The organism is Negativicutes bacterium (assembly GCA_018052945.1).
GTDB lineage: Bacteria > Bacillota > Negativicutes > JAGPMH01 > JAGPMH01 > JAGPMH01.
The window spans coordinates 1-21,568 of record JAGPMH010000024.1; the positions used below are offsets into that span (position 1 = coordinate 1).

The 21,568-nt window shown below is 34.3% G+C and carries 23 protein-coding genes; 1 reads left to right on the top strand and 22 read right to left on the bottom strand.

Annotated features, from left to right (window positions below; all coding sequences use genetic code 11):
• From KBI38_05075 to KBI38_05150, 16 genes are all read right to left on the bottom strand, one after another.
• On the bottom strand, positions 1–934 hold a 934-nt coding region (locus KBI38_05075; GenBank protein ID MBP8629435.1), incomplete at its 3' end, for an IS30 family transposase.
• A gap of 140 nt (positions 935–1,074) precedes the next feature.
• Positions 1,075–1,404: a small basic family protein gene (locus tag KBI38_05080; protein MBP8629436.1), complete on the bottom strand. Its 330-nt coding sequence runs from the start codon at positions 1,402–1,404 to the stop codon at positions 1,075–1,077.
• Entirely contained in the window at positions 1,404–2,099 is a 696-nt protein-coding gene (locus KBI38_05085) for a DUF881 domain-containing protein (GenBank protein ID MBP8629437.1), read from the bottom strand. Before KBI38_05085 ends, KBI38_05080 begins: the two co-directional genes overlap by 1 nt.
• Before the next feature lie 12 nt (positions 2,100–2,111).
• Entirely contained in the window at positions 2,112–2,846 is a 735-nt protein-coding gene (locus KBI38_05090; protein ID MBP8629438.1) for an FtsQ-type POTRA domain-containing protein, read from the bottom strand.
• Between the two features lie 34 nt (positions 2,847–2,880).
• Entirely contained in the window at positions 2,881–3,813 is a 933-nt protein-coding gene (locus KBI38_05095) for a D-alanine--D-alanine ligase (protein MBP8629439.1), read from the bottom strand.
• 25 nt (positions 3,814–3,838) lie between these two features.
• Positions 3,839–5,212: a UDP-N-acetylmuramate--L-alanine ligase gene (locus KBI38_05100; protein ID MBP8629440.1), complete on the bottom strand. Its 1,374-nt coding sequence runs from the start codon at positions 5,210–5,212 to the stop codon at positions 3,839–3,841.
• Positions 5,206–6,327 (bottom strand): undecaprenyldiphospho-muramoylpentapeptide beta-N-acetylglucosaminyltransferase, encoded by a 1,122-nt coding sequence (murG, locus tag KBI38_05105; GenBank protein ID MBP8629441.1) that lies wholly within the window; start codon positions 6,325–6,327, stop codon positions 5,206–5,208. Before murG ends, KBI38_05100 begins: the two co-directional genes overlap by 7 nt.
• Before the next feature lie 16 nt (positions 6,328–6,343).
• On the bottom strand, positions 6,344–7,702 hold the full coding sequence (locus KBI38_05110; protein MBP8629442.1) for a UDP-N-acetylmuramoyl-L-alanine--D-glutamate ligase: 1,359 nt from the start codon (positions 7,700–7,702) through the stop codon (positions 6,344–6,346).
• Position 7,703: 1 nt separating this feature from the next.
• Positions 7,704–8,678 carry a phospho-N-acetylmuramoyl-pentapeptide-transferase gene (locus KBI38_05115; GenBank protein ID MBP8629443.1) on the bottom strand — a complete coding sequence of 325 codons (975 nt, stop codon included), beginning with the start codon at positions 8,676–8,678 and terminating at the stop codon, positions 7,704–7,706.
• Positions 8,679–8,691: 13 nt separating this feature from the next.
• The gene (locus tag KBI38_05120; protein ID MBP8629444.1) at positions 8,692–10,053 is read right to left on the bottom strand and encodes a UDP-N-acetylmuramoyl-tripeptide--D-alanyl-D-alanine ligase; all 1,362 of its coding nucleotides are present in this window, start codon (positions 10,051–10,053) and stop codon (positions 8,692–8,694) included.
• A complete protein-coding gene (locus KBI38_05125; GenBank protein ID MBP8629445.1) occupies positions 10,040–11,542 on the bottom strand; it encodes a UDP-N-acetylmuramoyl-L-alanyl-D-glutamate--2,6-diaminopimelate ligase in 1,503 nt (500 codons plus the stop codon). The genes KBI38_05120 and KBI38_05125 overlap by 14 nt, the downstream gene beginning before the upstream one ends.
• A 179-nt stretch (positions 11,543–11,721) precedes the next feature.
• Entirely contained in the window at positions 11,722–12,078 is a 357-nt protein-coding gene (gene ftsL, locus KBI38_05130; GenBank protein ID MBP8629446.1) for a cell division protein FtsL, read from the bottom strand.
• Between the two features lie 21 nt (positions 12,079–12,099).
• Positions 12,100–13,032, bottom strand: coding sequence for a 16S rRNA (cytosine(1402)-N(4))-methyltransferase RsmH (gene rsmH, locus KBI38_05135; protein ID MBP8629447.1), 933 nt, complete (start codon positions 13,030–13,032; stop codon positions 12,100–12,102).
• 12 nt (positions 13,033–13,044) lie between these two features.
• The gene (gene mraZ, locus KBI38_05140) at positions 13,045–13,476 is read right to left on the bottom strand and encodes a division/cell wall cluster transcriptional repressor MraZ (protein ID MBP8629448.1); all 432 of its coding nucleotides are present in this window, start codon (positions 13,474–13,476) and stop codon (positions 13,045–13,047) included.
• Between the two features lie 137 nt (positions 13,477–13,613).
• On the bottom strand, positions 13,614–14,423 hold the full coding sequence (locus KBI38_05145) for a polysaccharide deacetylase family protein (protein ID MBP8629449.1): 810 nt from the start codon (positions 14,421–14,423) through the stop codon (positions 13,614–13,616).
• A gap of 15 nt (positions 14,424–14,438) precedes the next feature.
• Entirely contained in the window at positions 14,439–15,200 is a 762-nt protein-coding gene (locus tag KBI38_05150) for a prolipoprotein diacylglyceryl transferase (protein ID MBP8629450.1), read from the bottom strand.
• Between the two features lie 109 nt (positions 15,201–15,309).
• Here KBI38_05150 and KBI38_05155 point away from each other — a divergent pair, with 109 nt between their 5' ends.
• Positions 15,310–15,504, top strand: coding sequence for a DUF1858 domain-containing protein (locus KBI38_05155; GenBank protein ID MBP8629451.1), 195 nt, complete (start codon positions 15,310–15,312; stop codon positions 15,502–15,504).
• A gap of 44 nt (positions 15,505–15,548) precedes the next feature.
• On the opposite strand, the gene KBI38_05160 is transcribed toward KBI38_05155, so the two are convergent.
• The 6 genes from KBI38_05160 to KBI38_05185 all read right to left on the bottom strand — a co-directional run.
• A complete protein-coding gene (locus KBI38_05160) occupies positions 15,549–17,255 on the bottom strand; it encodes a proline--tRNA ligase (GenBank protein ID MBP8629452.1) in 1,707 nt (568 codons plus the stop codon).
• A 7-nt stretch (positions 17,256–17,262) separates the two neighbouring features.
• Complete coding sequence (ispG, locus tag KBI38_05165; protein ID MBP8629453.1) at positions 17,263–18,321, bottom strand: flavodoxin-dependent (E)-4-hydroxy-3-methylbut-2-enyl-diphosphate synthase; 1,059 nt, start codon at positions 18,319–18,321, stop codon at positions 17,263–17,265.
• A 9-nt stretch (positions 18,322–18,330) separates the two neighbouring features.
• Positions 18,331–19,350, bottom strand: coding sequence for an RIP metalloprotease RseP (rseP, locus tag KBI38_05170; GenBank protein ID MBP8629454.1), 1,020 nt, complete (start codon positions 19,348–19,350; stop codon positions 18,331–18,333).
• 13 nt (positions 19,351–19,363) lie between these two features.
• Complete coding sequence (locus KBI38_05175; GenBank protein ID MBP8629455.1) at positions 19,364–20,521, bottom strand: 1-deoxy-D-xylulose-5-phosphate reductoisomerase; 1,158 nt, start codon at positions 20,519–20,521, stop codon at positions 19,364–19,366.
• 13 nt (positions 20,522–20,534) lie between these two features.
• Positions 20,535–21,359: a phosphatidate cytidylyltransferase gene (locus tag KBI38_05180; GenBank protein ID MBP8629456.1), complete on the bottom strand. Its 825-nt coding sequence runs from the start codon at positions 21,357–21,359 to the stop codon at positions 20,535–20,537.
• A gap of 17 nt (positions 21,360–21,376) precedes the next feature.
• The coding region (locus KBI38_05185) for an undecaprenyl diphosphate synthase family protein (GenBank protein ID MBP8629457.1) at positions 21,377–21,568 on the bottom strand (192 nt) is incomplete at its 5' end.

Below are 21,568 nucleotides of genomic sequence, written 5' to 3' on the forward strand. Positions count from 1 at the left end.
CCACTTCGTGTAGAAATACTTGAATAGGCGATTTCCAGCCTAAACACTTTCTTGGTCTAGAGTTAATTAAAAATAAGTTTTTAATTAGCTCATGTTCGTTGACTCTAGCGAGGTCAGTTTTCTTTGGATAAAACTCCCGCAGCAAACCATTGGAGTTTTCATTGCTGCCACGTTGCCATGAAGAGTAGGGATCAGCAAAATACAGCGTTATCCCCAATTTATCTTGAATGGACTGAAAACAAGCAAATTCTTTACCCCTGTCTGTAGTTGCTGTTTTAAAGGCATTAAAAGGCAGTGTTTCAACAAGTTGAATAATGGCTTTCTCCATAGTTTCTGCTGTTCTATCCAGTATTTTCAATGCAGTATATAGTCGACTTTTTCGTTCAACAAACGTTGCAAAACATCCCTTGCTTTTTCCGCGGCTAGATACCATTGTATCTAGTTCCCAATGCCCAAAAGTTTCTCTGGCTTTGACATCTTTAGGGCGTTGGGATATTGGCGTGCCAATAGCAAATTTACCACGCTTTTCAACAGGATTTTTACGTTTACCTTTCTGTCTAAGAACAGATAAGTCAATTTTATGTAATCTATTTTGATATAACCAATTATAGATAGTTTTGAAGCTAACTTTTCCCTTCAGGGTAGTATTTGCAATTTGTTCTGGCGACCATGTTGCAGTAAGCTTTTCCTTGATCACGACTGCTATCTCGTTACTATATTTTCCTTTTGGCTTAGAGTTCTTTCTTCTGATGGTGTAAGCTTCATAAGCTTTTGGGGCGTGATATTTAGTTTTTGCATCATTACGCGTTAACTCTCTATCAATAGTTGAATGGTGTCTGCCTAGCTCCAAGGCTATTTTTCGATTAGAATACCCTAATTTATAAAGTGTTTCTATACAGCCGCGCTCATACGTGCTAAGATGTTGGTAGCTCATTTTGAAACCTCCGTCGAATGGTGTGTAGGAAACTTCATTCTACACGAAGGTTTCTTTATGGGCTATCTTTTTTTGCCCTTATTTATCTGGCGCACTTCATTTTACAATCTATCATATAAAAAAAAGCAATCCTAAGATTGCTATTTTTCTAAGAAATATCTTCTGATAATCGCTAGATTTTGGAATATCCTTAACCCAAAAGCTAACATTGCTACATAATATAAATCTATTCCTAATCTATCGCCACTATAAACTAGTATTGCTGCCAACAGTGCATTGGTAAAAAATCCGCTAATGAAAACCGTATTATCAAATTTTTCTTCCGCTGCCGCTCTTAGTCCACCAAAAACCGAATCCAGTGATGCCAACAATGCTACTGATAAAAATTTTGCATACTCTTGCGGTAAGCTATAAGGAAACAAAATTCCTAATAAAATCCCGACGCCAAGTCCCATGATAGGTAAAAGCATTATTGACCACCTTCCTTAATCGGCTTCGAGTGCTCAAATCTAAATTGACTTTTATAAGCCGGCAATATAACATTATTTTCTGTTTTAATCGTAATTTGAATTCCCCAAAATTGTAATGTTTCTACCACTCCACCACGCATTTTTAAGGCATTTTCTAAAGTCTGCGAATCACCAATTGCTTTAATTTCATAAGGTGGTGAATAGCGTGTATTATTAACAGATAAGGTTGGACCAGCACATCTAATTTCAGATGTAGCTATTAATCTTTGTTCATTAATTGAAATTCCTTCAGCACCAGCTGCTCTTAACTCATTTATTACCTTCAAAATATCGTCATCGTGAATTAAATATAAGTTTAGATTTTCACCGGTTTTCGATTGTTTTTTACTATCATCAATTACAATTGATATTCCCGGCCCTTGCATTGCTAAAACTCCGGCACCCATTTTTATATTTTCAATATCTTTCGATAACGTTTCTTGTTTATTAGTACTTTCTTTTAATTTCTTCACTTCATCTTGCAGACTATCACGTTCTTTTTCTGTTTGACTGAGACGTTGTGACAAATCTTCAACTCGCTGAAACGGAATTGTCGATCTTATATCCTGCGTAGTCTTAAACTGTACAGCCAACATAAAGCCCAATACTACACAAACAAAAGCGATTGCGGCTTGACCTTGCTTTATCGGGAGCATTAAACTTCCTCCTTATTTAAATTTCATAAATGGTGTTGCATAATTAAGATCAATATATTCAACTTTCATATTCTTTGAACTCAATTCTTGTAACAAAGTTTTTGTTAAGTTAGCTTTTTCTGCTAGACGCTCTTTATTACCTAATTTTATTTGAACCGAATTAGTAGTATAAGCTAAAAAATAATCTTGTTTGCTGATATTTACTTCTGAAAGTTTATTCAAAGTAGCTTCATCTAGCATTGCTAGATATTCTAACATGCTTTTAATATTGACGTCATTAACTATATCACCAATATATAAATTTTCCAATACCATTCCTGTAATAATTGGCAAATTAAATTTTTTCACATTTTTAACTGCTGTTAATATAACACCATTTTTATCAAGCTGCAAAAAGCCATAATCACAGGCAATATAGCAGATTGGTTTGCGTTCTTCAATATTTATCACAATTTCCGTAAACATTTTTCTTGTTACAGTGACTTTTTCAACCCGCAAATCACGCTTTAAGCGTTTCTCCGTCTCTGTTACATTTACATTTAAGACATTGTACGGTTTCGGAATTTGAGCAATATTAAAAAGCTCATCTTCTGTTAAAATATTATTGCCAGTTATTGTTACTGTGCCAATATGAAAACTCGGTAAAGTCAATAGATAAAAAATGCAAAAAGATATTATTAGCAGTAAGATAGCGTTGGTTGTAAATTTCCCCTTACTACTTCGCTGTGCCTTTTTATCTTCTTCCATTCATCTTCACCTCTTATTTTGAAAATGGCTTCAATTATTTTTTCAAGGCCATTAATAATATCTTTTCACATAAATCTTCAAAAGTAATTCCTGCTGATTTTGCAGCTTTCGGAACTAAACTCGTCGCTGTCATCCCTGGAATAGTGTTAACTTCCAAGACATAAGGGTTTTCTGCTTGATCCAACATAAAATCTACTCTAGCAACACCTTTACAACCTAATGCTTTAAAGGTGTTTTCTGCAATATTACTAACCTTATCAGCTACAGTTTGTGTTAATTGTGCTGGCACCAGATAATCTGTTGCACCTTTTGTATATTTTGATTGGTAATCATATTTGCCAGAGTGCGGAACAATCTCAATTATCGGTAAAACTGTAATATCTGCACTGCCCATAACTGCAACAGTTAATTCACGTCCCTTAATATATTGTTCAATTAGAATATTATTATCATATTTTTTGGCAATCTCAATCGCTGCACTCAACTCAATATCATTTTCAGCAATCGTAACGCCAATACTTGAGCCCTGCGCAACAGCTTTTACAACTACCGGCAAGCCAAATTCAGCTATAATATTTCCCTTCGTTGTTGAGTTGATCTCTTCTTTTTTAAACAATTTAGCCGGGGGCGTTGGAATTTCTTCCGCTTTAAAAATTTGCTTTGAAACTGCTTTATCCATTGCAATAGCACTGGCTAAGACACCGGAGCCGGTATAAGGAATATCCAATAATTCCAATGCTCCTTGCAAATAGCCATCTTCACCAAATTTGCCATGAATGGCGTTAAAAACAACTTCACCTTGGTGTTCCTTCAACTGTTCAAACAATCGTGGTGGATCAAGCTCCAATCCAATGGCATTATAACCTTTACTTTGTAAGGCCGCTAAAATAGCATTACCGGTATTAAGCGAAACCTCACGTTCTGAGGAAGGCCCACCCATAAGCACTATAATTTTTTTATTCATCATTTAAGACTCCTCCATAGAGAAATCATTATTTATTTAATGATTCCAATAATTCTTCTCCAGTTAAAAATATATCTCCAGCACCCATTGTCATAATTAAATCTCCATCCTTCGCAATATCAGCTAAGTACTGTGAAATATCACTACGTTGTTCAATATAAACAACCTCTTGTCCGATTTGTTCTTTTATTCTTTCCGCTAACAATTTTCCGGTAACTCCAGCTATTGGAGCTTCACCTGCAGAATATATTTCCGTTAAAATTAGAATGTCACTTTCTTTAAAACAGCTTACAAACTCTTCAAATAATAAATTAGTTCTAGAATAACGATGCGGTTGAAATGCACAAATCAAACGGTGCGGTTTTGTTTGTCTTGCCGCCACTAAAGTTGTTGCTATTTCTGTTGGGTGATGCGCATAATCATCGACCACCCAAATCCCCTTGGTTTTTCCTTTAGTCTGAAATCTTCTTTTTGCGCCATTAAAATAGTCAAACCCTTTTTGCATCGTTTCAAAGTCAATTCCCAATTTCAAACAAACTACAATTGCTGCTAAGGCATTAGCAACATTATGTTTTCCCGGAACATTTAACTTTATTGAACCAATTTTAGCATCATCTTTATAGACATCAAATAATGTATTAGCACCATCAGCTACTATATTTTTCGCCATATAATCAGCTTTAGAATTTAAAGCATAGCTAACATATTTCACTGCAATTTCTGGTGCTAAATTTTTCACATAATCATTATCAAAGCATAATACTGCTAACCCAGTATCTGTTGATAAATTTCCTAGAAATTTTTTAAAGGTCGCTAAGATATTTTCCATACTGCCATAATAATCCATGTGGTCGTTTTCAATATTAGTAACTATCGCAATTTCTGGCAAAAGTTTTAAAAATGAACCATCACTTTCATCTGCCTCCGCTACTAAATACTCACCATTACCAAGTTTAGCATTACTTTGTAAATAGTCAACTTCACCACCGATAATAGCCGTCGGATCAATTCCCGCAACATCTAGTAACACCGCTAACATTGAAGTCGTCGTTGTTTTCCCATGTGCCCCGGCTACCGCAATACCTTTTTCATTATTAAGTAACGTTGCCACAATATCAGAGCGGTGATAAACCGGAATATTATTATCAATAGCCGCTACCACTTCCGGATTATTTTTAGCAATAGCGGTCGAAACTACAATAGCATCGACACCATTAACATATTCAGCTTTATGCCCTTGATAAATGTCAGCACCCAACGCTTTTAATTTTTTAACAATTTCAGATTCACTAAGATCCGATCCTGAAACTTTATAACCTTGTTCTAATAATACTCGAGCAATAGCGCTCATTCCCGAGCCACCAATACCGACAAAATGAATTTTTTTTAATTCTGTTAACAAGAAAAACGCTCCTTTTTAGCTAGTTTAATAATTAAATCCGCTATCAATTGGCTTGAATTAGGCTTACCAATTTTAACACAGGCCTGTTTCATTACCAATAAACTCTCTTGATCGTTAAATAAACTTTCAATTATTCCAATAAGTTTTCCTGAAGTTACTTCATTATCCTTAACAACAATTCCAGCACCACTATTTTCAATAACTTTTGCATTATATTCTTGGTGGTTTTCTGCTGCATAAGGATAAGGAATTAGTATCGCCGGTACTGCTCTTGCCATCAATTCTGCAATTCCTAATGCTCCGGCTCGGAAAATACCCAAGTCAGCACTAGCTACGCCTAGTGGCATCTCATATAGATAAGGTTTTATTACAATATTATCAATTTCATCAATCTTTAAATCAATTTTCAGTTTATCAACTATTGTATTATAATCACCTTTACCAGTAATATGCAATAGTTGAATTTTTTTGTTATTGGCAAAATATTTATGTACACCCAACATTGCAAAATTAATACTTCTGGCACCTCTACTACCACCAGAAATAACTACCGTAAATTTATCTTCTTTTAAGCCTAACTCTTTAAGTGCTACAGCTTTCTGTGCTGTCATAATTTCATCGCGAATTGGATTTCCCGTAAAGAAAACCTTTTTAGCCGAAAAATACTGTTTCGCTTCTTGATACCCAACTGCAACTGCATCAACAAACTTACCCAATATTTTATTAGTAATACCAGGTATAACATTTTGTTCTTGAATAAGCGTTGGTACTTTCATTAATGCAGCCGCTAATAATACCGGACCACAAACATAGCCTCCGGTACCAACAACCACATCAGGCTTAAACTCTTTTATTATTTGATATGATTTAAAAATACTGTTAAAGGATTTTAGCATAATTTTAATGTTTTTAACAGTAAGAGCTCTTCTAAAACCTTGGACATCAATAGTTTTAAAAGCAATACCGGCTTTTGGTACAATATCACTTTCCATCCCACAATCAGTACCAATATACAAAAACTCACAGTCATGGACATTCTTTTTTATTTTATTAATCAAGGTTAACGCCGGATAGATATGACCGCCGGTTCCACCACCTGAAATAATTATTTTCATGCCAATCTCCCATATATTATCTCTTTAAATTTTTCACCAATTGTTTGAAAACTTTACCACGTTCTTCATAGTTCTTAAACATATCATAGCTAGAGCAAGCCGGCGACAATAACACCACTTGATTAATTTTAGCAATTTCGTGAGCATAAGCTACTGCATCTTCCATTGAAGTTGCAGTATAGATATTATCAATCTTATGTTTAAGAGCATTTTCTTTAAATCGAGCGGTAGCTTCGCCGATCAGAATTAAACAAACCGTTTTCTTTTTTATCTCTTGCATAAACTGCGTTAAATCTGTCATTTTATCATGCCCTCCAGCTAATAAAATAACACCACCTGCAAACGCCTCTAAGGCTTTGATTGCTGATTCAGGATTAGTCGCTTTAGAGTCATTATAATATTCAATACCATTAATAGTATCAACAAATTCAATCCGATGTTCTACACTTTTAAATTCTTTTAAGACCTTCGCTAAAACTTCTGCTTTCAACCCTAAAATAATGCCAAACGCACAGGCTGCCATTGCATTTTGAATATTATGCTCACCTTTTATCTGCAAGTCATCCTTATGGCAGATAATATTTTTTTCACCATCAAACAAACTTACAATTTGATGATTTTCTAAAAATATACCTTCCCTCAAAGTAGCCTTCGTACTAAAGAATAATACCTTCCCCTTGCTCTTAGCGGCAAGTTTCGCTACTTTGGTATCATCATAATTTAACACTAGAAAATCATTTTCATCTTGCTGTGCAAAAATTTTTTCTTTGGCCGCTTGATAATTTTCTATGTTACCATGTCTATCAATATGGTCAGGCGTAATATTTAATATTGCTGCAATATGAGGTTTGAAATCGCAGACCCCTTCCAACTGAAAACTTGAAATCTCAGCAATTATTAAGTCATCAGCTTGTGCTAAAATAGCCTCGTTCGATAATGCCATCCCAATATTGCCACCAACATGTACCTTTTTCCCGGTTTGTGTTAATAATGAACTTAGTAAAGTAGTGGTAGTAGTTTTACCATTAGTACCAGTAACTGCTAAAATTGGTGCTTGGGCTAACTGAAAAGCGACTTCGACTTCACTCAGTACAATAATCCCTTTAGCTTTCGCTGCAAGCACTAACGGTGCATTAATAGAAATTCCCGGTGAAATTATCATATAATCCAAATCAGCTAAAATAGCTTCATCTTGTTCCCCAAAGTTTAAAGAAACACCACTATCAATTAATCCTGTTAAATCATGATTAACATCTTCAATTTTTTTACTATCACTTAAACAAACCTGTGCACCGATCTCTTGTAAAACTTTCGCTACGGAAATTCCACTAATACCGGCTCCTACTACCAATATTTTTTTATTTTTAAAAATCATCTTATAAGCCTCCCGCCGGACTGTTAAATAATATTATTAAAGCAACTAAACTACAAATTAAACCGGCTGACCAAAAAACAGTTACAACCTTAGTTTCATTCCAACCGCCAAGTTCAAAATGATGATGTAGTGGACTCATTCTGAAAACTCTTTTACCCCTTGTTTTATAAGAAGTTACCTGAATTATGACCGATAACGCTTCCATAACAAAAACCAGTCCCAAAATCGCTAGTAATATTATCGTTTTTGTTAAAATAGCTACTATTGCTAAAGCTCCACCGAGTGCTAATGAACCGGTGTCTCCCATAAAAACTTTAGCTGGGTAATAGTTGAACTTTAAAAAGGCTAAAGTTGCACCAAGAACAGCCGCACAAAAAATCGCTAAATCAAGTTGATTTAGATATAAGCAAATAATCATATAAGTTATCAATGCAATACTAGCAGTTCCCGCAGCTAACCCGTCTAGTCCATCCGTCAAGTTAACAGCATTAGTTGTCCCTACCAGCACAAAAAATAAGAGCGGATAATAAAAATAGTCCAATTCTAATTTATGATCTAAAAATGGAATCCATATATCAGTTCCCAATTGCAAATAATTGATACTAATATATGATAATGCCACTGCCATAAAAATCTGACCTAATAATTTTTCTTTAGCTTTAAGCCCTAGTGATCTTTTTAAAACAACCTTAATAAAATCATCAATAAAGCCCAGTAAAGCATGTCCTAAGGTAATAAATAATGCCAATATAATTTCGATACTGAATTTAGCAAAAAATAACGTTGAGATAGTAAGCCCTAATAAAATAATAAGCCCACCCATAGTCGGTGTTCCTGCTTTTACGTAATGACTTTCCGGACCTTCTTCTCTAATACTTTGTCCAAATTTCATTTTTCTTAGTATCGGTATTAACTTCGGTGCACACAAAAAAGCAACGACTGCTGAAAGCAACGCCGCATACAATAAACTATCCATTTAAATCCTCCTGTTAAAACAATCCCTCTAACGTTTTTTCCATTTTCATCCCACGAGAACCCTTAATTAACACAGTATCACCAGCTTTTAGGTTTTTTCGTAAAATATTTTTAATATCTTCATGATCAACAGCTTCATATACATTTATGATACCGTTATTTTTGGCTTGCACCGCAATATTTTTGGCAGCTTCGCCTAAAGTTATTACAAGCTCTACTTTATTTTTAGATAAAATATCGCCAATCTTCAGATGAGCATCTTTAGAGATATCACCTAATTCTAACATATCACCTAATACTGCTACTTTACGATTTGGTGCAATTTTACTTAGCGATTCAATGGCCGCATTCATCGACATGGGGCTGGCATTATAAGCATCATTGATAAACGTATAGTCTTTCAGTTTCATAACCGCCAATCTCATTGCACTAAGTGACAATTGATCTAAGCCCTTTTGAAGTTCTTGTGACTCAAGCTTCATTCTATGCCCTAACGCGATGGCCGCCAAACTATTATATAAGTTGTGTTTGCCTACTAATGGCACTCTGCAACAATATTTTTGATTTTGATAAGTATAGTTAAATTTTGTCTCTGTCTGATAGTATTCAATATCCGTAGCCTTAACATCAGCTTCATTATCAATGCCAAAGTAGATAACCTCTGCCAATGTTTTTTCTGCCATTTTTTTCACATTTTCATCGTCAGAATTCAAAATTACCAAGCCCTCTGCCGGTATAGCTTGAACCAACTCACTTTTTGCTTTGGCAATATTATCAATATTACCTAACAGCTCCATATGAGTTTCACCAACATTAGTTACAATAGCAATATTAGGTTTTGCAATTTGTGTTAATTCTTTAATATGACCAAGTCCACGCATTCCCATTTCAACAACTGCCACCTCATGTTGTGGTTGCAGTTGTAATAATGTTAAGGGCAGTCCTATTTCATTATTAAAATTACCGGCAGTCTTGTGAACATTATACTTTGCACTGAGCACTGCCGCTGCCAAATCTTTAGTAGTAGTCTTACCATTAGAACCGGTTATCGCAACTATCGGAATGTCAAATTTTTCACGATAACATCGAGCTATTTGTTGATAAGCCTTCAATGGATTAGCTACCGTAATAACTGTTATATTATCAGCTAAGTCATATTTAAAATCTTTACTGATAACAAGACCAGTAGCCCCTTTTTCTATTGCCAGTGTTATAAAATTATGACCATCAAAATTTTCGCCACTTAAGGCAATGAAAATTTCTCCGGCAACAATTTTTCTAGTATCAGTATTTACTCCGGAGAACTCAGTATAAACTTTTTTTAAAACAGCACCATCAGTAGCACTAATAATCTCATTAAGCTTAAATGTTGACATTATTAATCTCCCTCAATAATTCACCAGCAGTTTCACGATCATCAAAATGAATCGTTTCATTTTTTAATATTTGATAATTTTCATGACCTTTACCGGCAATAATTACAATATCATCTTTTTGTGCAAGCTTAATAGCTTTTTTTATCGCCTCATACCGTTCAGTGATTTTTTCATAGCTTTTAGCACCAAGAACCGGTAATATCCCTGCTTCAATTTCACTCAGAATAAATTCCGGATCTTCCGTTCTTGGATTATCAGAAGTAGCAATAACAATGTCTGATAGTTCTGTTGCTATTTTCCCCATAATCGGTCGTTTAGTTCTATCACGATCTCCACCACAACCAAACACCGTTATAATTCTCTGGGTTGTTATTTCTCTGGCAGTTTTTAATATGTTTTCCAAACCATCCGGTGTATGTGCATAGTCAACAATAACACTGAAATCTTGTCCTTCATCCACTAATTCAAATCTACCGGCAACGCAATTTGCCTCCTCCAGTGCTTCTTTTATTACCATAGCCTCAACTTTTTCTGCTAATGCTATACCAACCGCCGCTAATACATTGTAAACATTAAAAATTCCGGTAATTTTTAATGTTAAATTTATGTTTGTGAGCCCCTTTATCTCAAAGGAAGCACCTTTTGCTAAAACCTGAACATTTTCAGCTTTTAAAGAAGCAACATTGTTGATACCGTAAGTAATAATATTACAATCATCACTAGTCGCTGCTAGCATACTTATTCCAGCCTTATCATCAACATTAACAACCGCACTTTTACTAGCCTTAACATTACTGTTATTATTTAACAACTTAAATAATTTTGCTTTTGCTACGGTGTAGTTTTCAATTGTTTTATGAAAATCCAAATGATCTTGAGTCAAGTTAGTAAATGCCGCTACATCAATTTCACAGCAAATAATTCGCTCTAATTCTAAAGCGTGTGATGATATTTCCATAACAACATAGTCTATTTTTGCATCATACATTTTATATAAAATCTGTTGTAACTCAATAACATCAGGGGTAGTATTATTAATTGGCAAAATTTCATTTTCAATCATTATTTGAATCGTTCCAATAACTCCAACCTTATAGCCGGCCTTTTGTAAAATATTTTTAGTTAAATAACTGGTGGTAGTTTTCCCGTTTGTCCCAGTTATCCCGATGATTCTCATCTTTGTTCCCGGATAATCATAAAAATAAGGAACAATAATTTTGATTGTTTCCCGTACATCGCTAACAACTATTAAGGTTATGTGCGGTGGTACAGTTATTTCTTTTTCCGCTAAAATAGTATTCGCACCTTTTTCAATTGCTTGTATTGCAAAATCATGTCCATCAACTTTTGCCCCGTTCATGCAAACAAATAATGTTCCCGACACAACTTTTCGTGAATCTTGCTCTATCCCTGTTATTATTTTTTCACAATCACCAATTATTTTATAATCAGTTATTAATTCTAATATTTTTTTTAACTCTTTTGTCATAAGAGTTCCTCCCACTATATCAAAATATTTCTCTAAAAATAAATTATAGCACCAACTTAGCACCCTTTTCAATTAGAAAGACACTGTATTTAAACTTATCTTAAAAAGTTATATCTTAAATTTAAAATAGCAGCCAATGGCTGCTATTTAGTTTATCTAAATTCCGCTACACAACTATTCTAGCTATTGGTATTAACAAAATATACATTCTTTGGTAAGGTCATTCCTAATTTCCCAACAGCAATAGTCTGAATTCTTTCCGGAGACTTTAGCTTAGCAATATCTAGTTTTAATCTTTCATTTTCTTGATCTAATTTATTAACTTGACCTTTGAGCTCTACCAATTCATAACCATTTCTTATCACCATTTCACTTCTCACCATAGTAAACATTGCAAAAAATAAAATAAGACCAACCATAATTAAACATTTACTACGAAGTTCAGTATTAATAGTTAAATTTTGTTTTATCTCAACCTTATTTACAACATTATCTTCATAATATAGCTCAAATTCTCTTTTTCTCTCAGCTAACATTTCTTAATCCTCCAAAGTTAGTTACAGTTTTTCTGCAACTCTTAATTTAGCACTCTTTGCTCTGGAATTTTCATTTAACTCTTTCTCTGTAGCTGCCATCGGTTTTCCTATAATCTTGACTTTAGGCTTTAAATTACACACACACATTGGTAATCTTGGAGGACAGATGCAACCTTTGCCCAAGCTTTGAAAAGTTTGTTTAGTAATTCTATCTTCCAAAGAATGAAAAGTTATAACACAAATACGCCCTTTTTTCGCTAATTTATCAACTGCTACTTTAAATGTATTTTCTAAAATGTTTAATTCATTATTAACTTCAATTCTGATTGCCTGAAAAGTTCTTTTAGCTGGATGACCGCCTTCTTTTCTGGCTGCTGCCGGAATAGCTTTTTTTATAATTTCTACTAACTCGCCGGTAGTTTCAATAGCCTTAACCTTACGCTCAGCTACTATAAACTTTGCAATTCGTTTTGCCCAACGCTCTTCTCCGTATTTTAGAATAAGAGTTGCTAAATTTTCTTCTTCATATTTATTTACAACTTCGTATGCTGATAAAGAATCATTAGGGTTCATCCTCATATCTAGCCTAGCATCCTGCATATATGAAAATCCTCGTTCAGCTTTATCAAGCTGATGTGAAGATACTCCTAAATCAAATAAAAATCCGTCTACACTCTCAACTTTTAATTGATTTAAAACTTCCACTAAATTAGAAAAATTGTTATTGACAATATCAATTCTACATTTAGCACCTGCTAAGCGTTCTTTAGCAACGGAAATTGCCGTTGGATCTTGGTCAATACCGATAAACCAAGCTTTTTCGTTCAATCTTTCGATAACCCTTAACGCATGACCACATCCCCCTAAAGTACAATCAACATAGACTCCTTCAGGCTTTGTAACCAAATTTTCTATTGTTTCTTCCATTAAAACACTTATATGATGAAAATCCACAAGTCAACCCTCTCATATGCCCAAATCAACCAGATTTTCGGCTATTTCTGCAACCATTGGTGCAACCTTATTATTATAATTATCCCACTCTACTTTACTCCAAATTTCAATTCTATTTGAAACCCCAATAATTATAACATCTTTATCTAGTTTAGCATAATCTCTTAACGATAGTGGTAATAAAATTCGGCCATTTCTATCAGGTTCTAATTCCGCCGCCCCTGCAAAGAAAAATCTTACAAACGCTCTGGCTTCAGCTTTCGCCATCGGTAATTGTTTCAATTTGGTTTCAAGGATCTGCCATTCAGCTTTAGGATAAATAAACAAACAATTGTCTAAGCCCTTTGTTATAATAAAGCTTTCTCCTAACTCATCCCGCAATTTAGCTGGTAGTATCAATCGTCCTTTAGGGTCAACTGTATGAAAATATTCACCCATTAACAAAATATCCACCACCAAACAAAATACATTTACCTTAAACCACTTCAAACCACTTTACTCCACTTTTTCTACTATTCTTGATAAAAAAATAAAATCCTTCCTAAAAATAGAAAGAATTTATTTTTTTAAAAATTATGGTCTTAAGTCCTAATTAAACCAAGTCGTTGCAAGGTTTTTGTGAAGTTTAGCCGAAAGAAAAAACTTCTAAAAGTTTTTTGTCCTTTAAAAATCGGAATTCTTTCTAAGGCAAAATAATTACTAGCTTCATCAATATCTCCATATTTTATGGTAAAGGCCGCTCGATAACCACAGCTCTCAACTATTTTAGCAATATTCAAAGTATAAGTACCGGTTGGATATGCAAAAAAAAGTTCTTGATGTCCTAATTGCTGCTCAATTTCTTCTGCTGATAATAAAAGTTCATTCTTTAGCTCAACATAACTTAGCTCTGTCAATGATTTATGATTAACCGTATGCGAGCCAAAAACAAAGCCATTATCCTTCATTTCTTTTATCTCTTCCCAATTCATAAATCTAGGATCATTACCAATAAAGCCTGTCACAAGAAAAATCGTTGCGGTAAATCCATATTTTTTTAAAATTGGATAAGCATTAGTATAATTATCTAAATAACCATCATCAAAAGTAATCATAATCGGCTTCTCCGGTAACGGTGTACCATATTCCAATGCATTCATCATTTCACTAGGCGTTATAGTATGATAACCTTCTTTGGCAAGATATTTAATTTGCTCTTCAAACTCTTGTGATGATATTGACAAAGCAATTTTTTGTTCATCAACTTTATGATAATTTAAAACAGGAATTGCTATATCATTAATAATTATTTCTTTTTTTTTCGAATCAATGACCTTCGGACTTGCTAGTAACAACGGTAGCAAACTTAAGATTATAACTATTGTAATTATTTTTTGCACTATTCTATCCATGCTGTTTTCCATTCTTTATTTTTTCTTTGAAAATAATAACCTATGAGAAAATGCCACAATTAAAAATAACATAATTCCTAACAAAAATACTTGTTCTATTTGCAGCCCATTGTTGCCCCCTAGATAATAAAATCCAAGAATAAATCTTCCTAATGCTGCCAATAGTAAACTAATGAAAAAAATCGCACCCTCAAATAAATATTTGTTATTTTTAGAAATATAGAAAATCAATCCTAATACAACCATCAGCCACAAAACTTGATATAAAGAAATTGGTTGAAAAAAATCATATTGTTCAAATCCTGGTGGTCTAAAGGCATATTCAATATAAACCGACAGGCGATTATCAGAAGGATTACCAATTACTTCTTGTGTGGCAAAATTAGCCAGTTGGTTACCTATTAAAATAAACATTAAACCGGGCGTCAAGATATCCGCCAACTCAAGATATTTTATTTTTTTCATTTTACAATAACAATATGTACTTATTAATACCCCTAACATTGCACCATATATCGAAAATCCACCCTGCCACAAATACAATATATCCCAAAGGTCTTTTTTATACAACACAAAATTATTTAAGACAAATACTAATCGTCCTGTTACCAAACTCGTAAGTAGTGCTACTATGCACAAGTCTAACAGCGTTTCAAAGTTTATTCTTCCGCTATTATTTTTTATAGTTATCGCTATTCCTAATAATATGGCAATACTCATTATTAAGCCATACCAATAAACTGAAATATCATTAAAACTACCTAAAATTATGCCCATTTTAACTCCTAGCTAAATTAAAGTTTAAATTTTTTTAGTAAAAAACCCCTGAATATGATAATATATTAATTGTAGCATTTAATATATTATGTCTAGGAGGAATTTTAATATGCTTATTACAAAAGAAATGGGTATTATTGATATTGTTCAAAAATATCCTCAAACTGTTGAAGTTTTTCGCAATGCCGGTATGGGTTGCTTAGGTTGCTCTGCTGCCCGTTATGAAAATCTTGAACAAGGCGCATCAGCACATGGGATTGATGTAGAAGCTTTATTAGTAGAATTAAATAAAGTTACTGAATAAACCAGCTATAAAATAGGTTGCACCGCAAGGTGCAACCTATTTTTTTATTTGCTTAATTTTTTTAACAAAGTTTCTACCGCTACAGCACAATTTTCAAGTTGCGAATTGATAATTTCGCCATCTTTTCTACTTTTAATTTCAATAGTATCTTCACTAACCGCTTTAGGTCCTATTGTTATTTTCACAGGATAGCCGATAAGATCGGCATCTTTAAATTTAACACCGGCTCTTTCATTACGATCATCCAAAACAACTTCCACGCCAGCTTTAGCTAAAGTTTCATACAATTGTTCTGAAATCTGCATTTGTTCAGCATCCTTAGTATTAATTGGTACAATTACAACCTCATATGGTGCTATTGATACCGGCCAAATAATACCATTTTCATCATAGTTTTGTTCTATCGTTGCCGCCATAGTTCTGCTAACACCAATACCGTAACAGCCCATAACCATCGGCTTCGCTTTACCATTAAAATCCAGATAAGTAGCTTTTAAAGCTTCACTGTATTTCGTATGTAATTTAAAAACCTGTCCAACTTCAATTCCACGAGCTGTTTCTAATTTCGCTGTGCATTTCGGACAAGGATCACCTTGCTGAATCAGTCTGATATCGCCTTGTAACAGCTTTGGAAAATCTCTACTAGGATTAACATTTATAAAATGTTTTCCTTCTTGATTGCCGCCACAAACTGCATTAAACATTTTCATAACTGTATTATCGGCAATTATTATTACGTTTTCTAAACCAATTGGTCCTAAATAGCCTGATATTAAATTATTAGCACCCAATAACTCTTCACTAGCCATTTCAATATTAATACAATCAACTATATTTTGAATTTTCACATCGTTAGCTTCGTGATCACCGCGAATTAATGCTAATACTAACCCTTTTTCCGTTTGATATGCTACAGCTTTAATTAGCTTATCAGCCTTTATCTTTAAAAAATCTGTAACTTCCGCAATTGTCTTTTGGTTTGGAGTGTCTACCAAAGTTAATGCTTGCATTTCTTCCGCTAGCCCATCAAGTACCTTTAATTCAGCTTTTTCAACATTAGCTGCATAATCACATTGTTCACAGTAAACAATAGCTGCTTCCCCAGATTCAGCCATAACCATAAACTCATGCGTGCTGCTACCGCCAATTGCTCCACCATCGGCTTCAACAGCTCTAAAATCAAGCCCGCATCTTTGGAAAATCCGCGTATACGCATCATACATATTTTGATATGTTTGATCTAAGCCTTCTTCATCTTTATCAAAAGAGTATGCATCTTTCATAATAAATTCACGCCCACGCATTAAGCCAAATCTAGGTCTACGCTCATCGCGGAATTTATTTTGAATTTGGTATAAATTTAACGGTAACTGTCGATAAGATTTTAAGTCACTACGAACCAGTGTTGTAATCATTTCTTCATGAGTTGGGCCTAGACAAAATTTACGATCATGACGATCAGTTAGTCTAAACATTTCATCACCATAAACATCCCAGCGCCCAGTCTCTTGCCAAATTTCTGCTGGTTGCATGATAGGCATTAGCAATTCTTGGGCATCACTATTATCCATTTCTTCTCTAACAATAGTCTCAATCTTTTTTAAGGTTCTCCAGGCTAATGGTAAATAAGAATAAAATCCACCGGCTGCTTTTCTAATCATCCCGGCTCTAAGCATCAATTTGTGACTTATTACCTCAGCATCAGCCGGAACCTCTCTTAAGGTCGGGGCATATAATTTACTAGCTCTCATCTTTTAACTACTCCTCGTTTACTATTTTATTAATTTCTTTAAATAATTCCGCAACTAGTTGCTCTTCACTGACTGTCCGCACTATTTCACCATGTCTAAAGACTAAGCCTTGACCTTTGCCACCAGCAATTCCAACATCAGCACTTTTTGCTTCGCCAGGTCCATTTACCACGCACCCCATTACTGCAACTTTTATCGGTTTTTTAATATTAGCTAATAAAGTTTCAACCTCATTAGCTATTTTAGCCAAATCAATATTACAACGACCACAAGTTGGACAAGAAATCATCACCGGACCATATTCACGCAGATCCAAAGCTTTTAAAATTTCATTTGCTACTTTAACTTCTTCGACCGGATCACCTGTCAAGGAAATCCTAAATGTATCGCCAATGCCTTGGGCTAGCAACGCACCAATTCCTACTGCTGATTTAATAATCCCCGACTTAATTGTGCCAGCTTCTGTTATCCCTAAATGTAGCGGATAATTAACAGTATCGGCCATCAATTTGTAAGCAGCAATTGTTAATGGCACATCATGGGCTTTTAAAGATATTTTAATATTATCAAAATTATTTTCCTCTAAAATTCTGATATGTTCAAGAGCACTTTCCACCATTCCTTCAGCTGTAATACCACCATATTTTAGTAATATTTTTTGATCTAAAGACCCAGCATTAACGCCAATTCTAATCGGAACATTTCGTTCTTTAGCGGCAGTAACAACTGCTTTGACATATTCCTTTTTACCGATATTACCTGGATTGAGCCTTAAGCCATCCACCCCTGCTTCCAAAGCTTTTAGAGCTAAGCGATAATCGAAATGAATATCAGCAATAAGCGGAAGTGAGATTTGTTTTTTTATTGCTACCAGAGCCTCAGCATCCTCCATTTTTGGTACAGCCACTCTCACAATATCACAGCCCGCTTCTGCTAAAGCTGCTATTTGTTTTACAGTACTATTTATATCATAAGTTTTAGTATTAGTCATTGATTGAACAACAATCGGATTATTTCCCCCAATTTTTACCGAGCCAACATTAATAACTTTTGTATTTTTACGCATAACAACCTCTTATAAATTTTTAATATCATTGAATGTTGTAAATATCATTAGCGATATAATCAGTAAAAACCCAGCCATTTGGATATAGTAAATCGTCTTCTTGCTCAAAGGTTTTCTTCTAATACCTTCTACTAATAACGTTACAATATGTCCGCCATCCAAAGCTGGTAGTGGTAACAAGTTTATTATTCCTAAATTTATGCTTAAAAAAGAAGCAAACTGCAATAATGGAACTAGTCCTAACTTAGCTACTTCTCCCGTCATTTTTGCAACACCAATCGGACCGGAGACGTCAGCTGAAGCCTTCCCGGTAAACATTTGAAGTAACCCCTCTGTCATCGCTCCTATAATATATGCGGTATGTTTAACCGCCATAGTAGCTGATTCAGGTACTCCAGGATAATATTTGTTTAAGCCTGCCGTAACACCAATTATTCCATGATTACTTTTGGAATCTAGTTCTGGAATTAAACTAGCGTTATTCAGTTGACCACCACGCTCATATTCAACTTTTAAAATTTTTCCTGAATTAACTTGAATTACTTCCACAAAGTTTTTCCAAGATTTAATTTCTTCATTATTAATTTTCATGATTTTATCGCCAGGTTGTAACCCCGCCATTGCTGCCGGTTTATCTGGCATAATATTACCTAATATCGGATCTGTAGAAGGCGTATCCACTCCAGCTGTCATAAAAATCATAAAGAAAAGGATAACCGGTAAAATAAAGTTCATCACCGACCCAGCACTAATCACAATTAACCTAGCCCAAATCGGCTTGTTACTATAACCTCTATCACCAGCCTCTTCTTCTGGATCCATCCCAGCAATTTTATTATAACCACCAAGCGGAATGATTCTTAATGAGTAAGTAGTTTCACCATATTTATAACTAAATATTTTCGGTCCAAAGCCAATCGCAAATTCATCAACTCTCATCCCCACCAATTTAGCCGTTGTAAAATGACCTAGTTCATGAAACAAGACCAGCAGACCAAAAACAAATATCGTTGCAATTATCGTAATAATATTAATACCCCCTCTATTTATTTAAATTATCAATTATTTCTTCTGCACAAACTCTTGTTGAAGCATCAATTTGATATAAATCATCTAATTCATACTTTTCAAGAATATTATGTTTATCCATTGAAGCCTTAATAACCTTCGGAATATCTAAAAATGTAATTTTTCTATTCAAGAAGGCATTGACAGCAACCTCATTGGCCGCATTAAATACGCACGGCATAGTTTTACCAGTACTACCGGCTTGATAAGCCAGCGCCAACGCTTGAAACGTATCTATATCAGGTTGTTCAAAAGTCAACAGCTTACATTGAGTAAAACTAAATTTAGGAAAGTCAGCTTGTTCCCGCTGTGGATATGTCAAGGCATATTGAATTGGTAGCTTCATATCCGGTAAGCCCATTTGTGCAATAATAGCACCATCAACAAACTCCACCATTGAGTGAATGATACTCTGTGGATGTACCACTACTTCAATTTGCTTATATTCTACATCATATAACCACTTCGCTTCAATAACTTCCAACCCTTTATTAGCTAAAGTCGCTGAATCTACCGTTATTTTTTGCCCCATACTCCAATTAGGATGTTTTAAGCACTGTTCTAACGTTACATTTTTTAGTTCTGCTACGGTCTTTCCCCGAAACGGTCCACCAGAAGCAGTTAAGATAATTTTTTCAATCTTTGATGATTCTTCACCTTGCAAACATTGAAAAATTGCGCTATGTTCACTATCTACGGGCAAAATTTTTACATTATTTTCTTTAGCTAAATTCATTACTAATTCGCCGGCAGCCACCAAAGTTTCTTTATTCGCTAAAGCAATATCTTTTTTAGCTTTAATCGCTGCAATCGTTGGCTTTAGTCCGGCAAACCCCACTAATGAAGTTACTACAATATCAGCCTTATCATACACTGCAGCTTGTATTAAACCTTCTTCGCCGGTTAAAATTTTTGTTGCTCCATTATATTTTTTCTTTAGCATATCACCGGCTACTTCATCAACAACTACTGCCAATTCCGGAGAATAACGATCAATTTGTTCTTCTAGTAATTTAATATTGCTATTAGCTACTAACGCTACAACAGTAAATTTATCCTTATTGCAACTTATCACTTCTAATGTTTGGCGCCCGATTGAACCGGTGCTGCCAAGTATTGAAATATATTTCATTTAAATAACCTCTTTAATACAAGTTTATATATTGAAGATAATAATATACTATCGGTATCACAATCATTGCACTATCAAAACGATCCAATACCCCGCCATGCCCCGGCAACAAAGTCCCTGAATCCTTTATCATCGTGTACCTTTTAATCGATGACTCTATTAAATCACCTAATGGTGCAATAAAACCAATTATTAAACCTAAAATGGCTGTAGGTAGCAATAAGAAATTAAATAATTTTGCTAGCAAAATTAAAATAATTGTACTACCAATAATTCCACCAATAAAACCTTCCACAGTTTTTGCCGGGCTAATCTGTGGACATAATTTATGCTTACCAAATTTACTGCCTACAAAAAAAGCAAAGGTATCACTAGCCCATGTTCCCAAAAAGGCTAACCATATAAAGGCACTACTTAATGTTAATTCACTGCCAAAAACAGTAACAGTACTTGTATTTAATGCTGCTAAATAAATAAAATGAATAAAAGCAAACCCTATATACGAAATACCGGCAATCGTAAAAAAAGCTTCTTCCAATTTAAATTTTTCGGCATTAAAAATAATTTTACTAAAAATTAAAATATTAGCTAATAACATAAACATTATAATTTCTTGTGAATTACCAAACCACGCAGTCCCAAATAACAACAATAATACCATCAAACCTTCTACTAAGGCTAAATTTTTATTAATGTTTTTAAAGGCTTTCACAAATTCACGCCAAGCTAAACATCCAATAATAACAATCATTGAATTAAAGATTATTCCGCCCTTGTTAATCGCAAAAAAAGCGGCAATAATTCCTATAATACCTGTAATAATCCTTTTCGTTAACATCATTCACCTGCTAAATCTTATTTTAATCCACCAAATCTTCGTTCTCGAGACTGATAATATTTAATGGCTGTTAATAAATGCTCCGGTTTAAAGTCCGGCCAATTAATATCAGTGAACCAAAACTCCGCATAAGCTATCTGCCATAATAAAAAATTACTGATTCTAATATCGCCACTTGGTCTTATTACTAAATCAGGATCAGGTTGTCC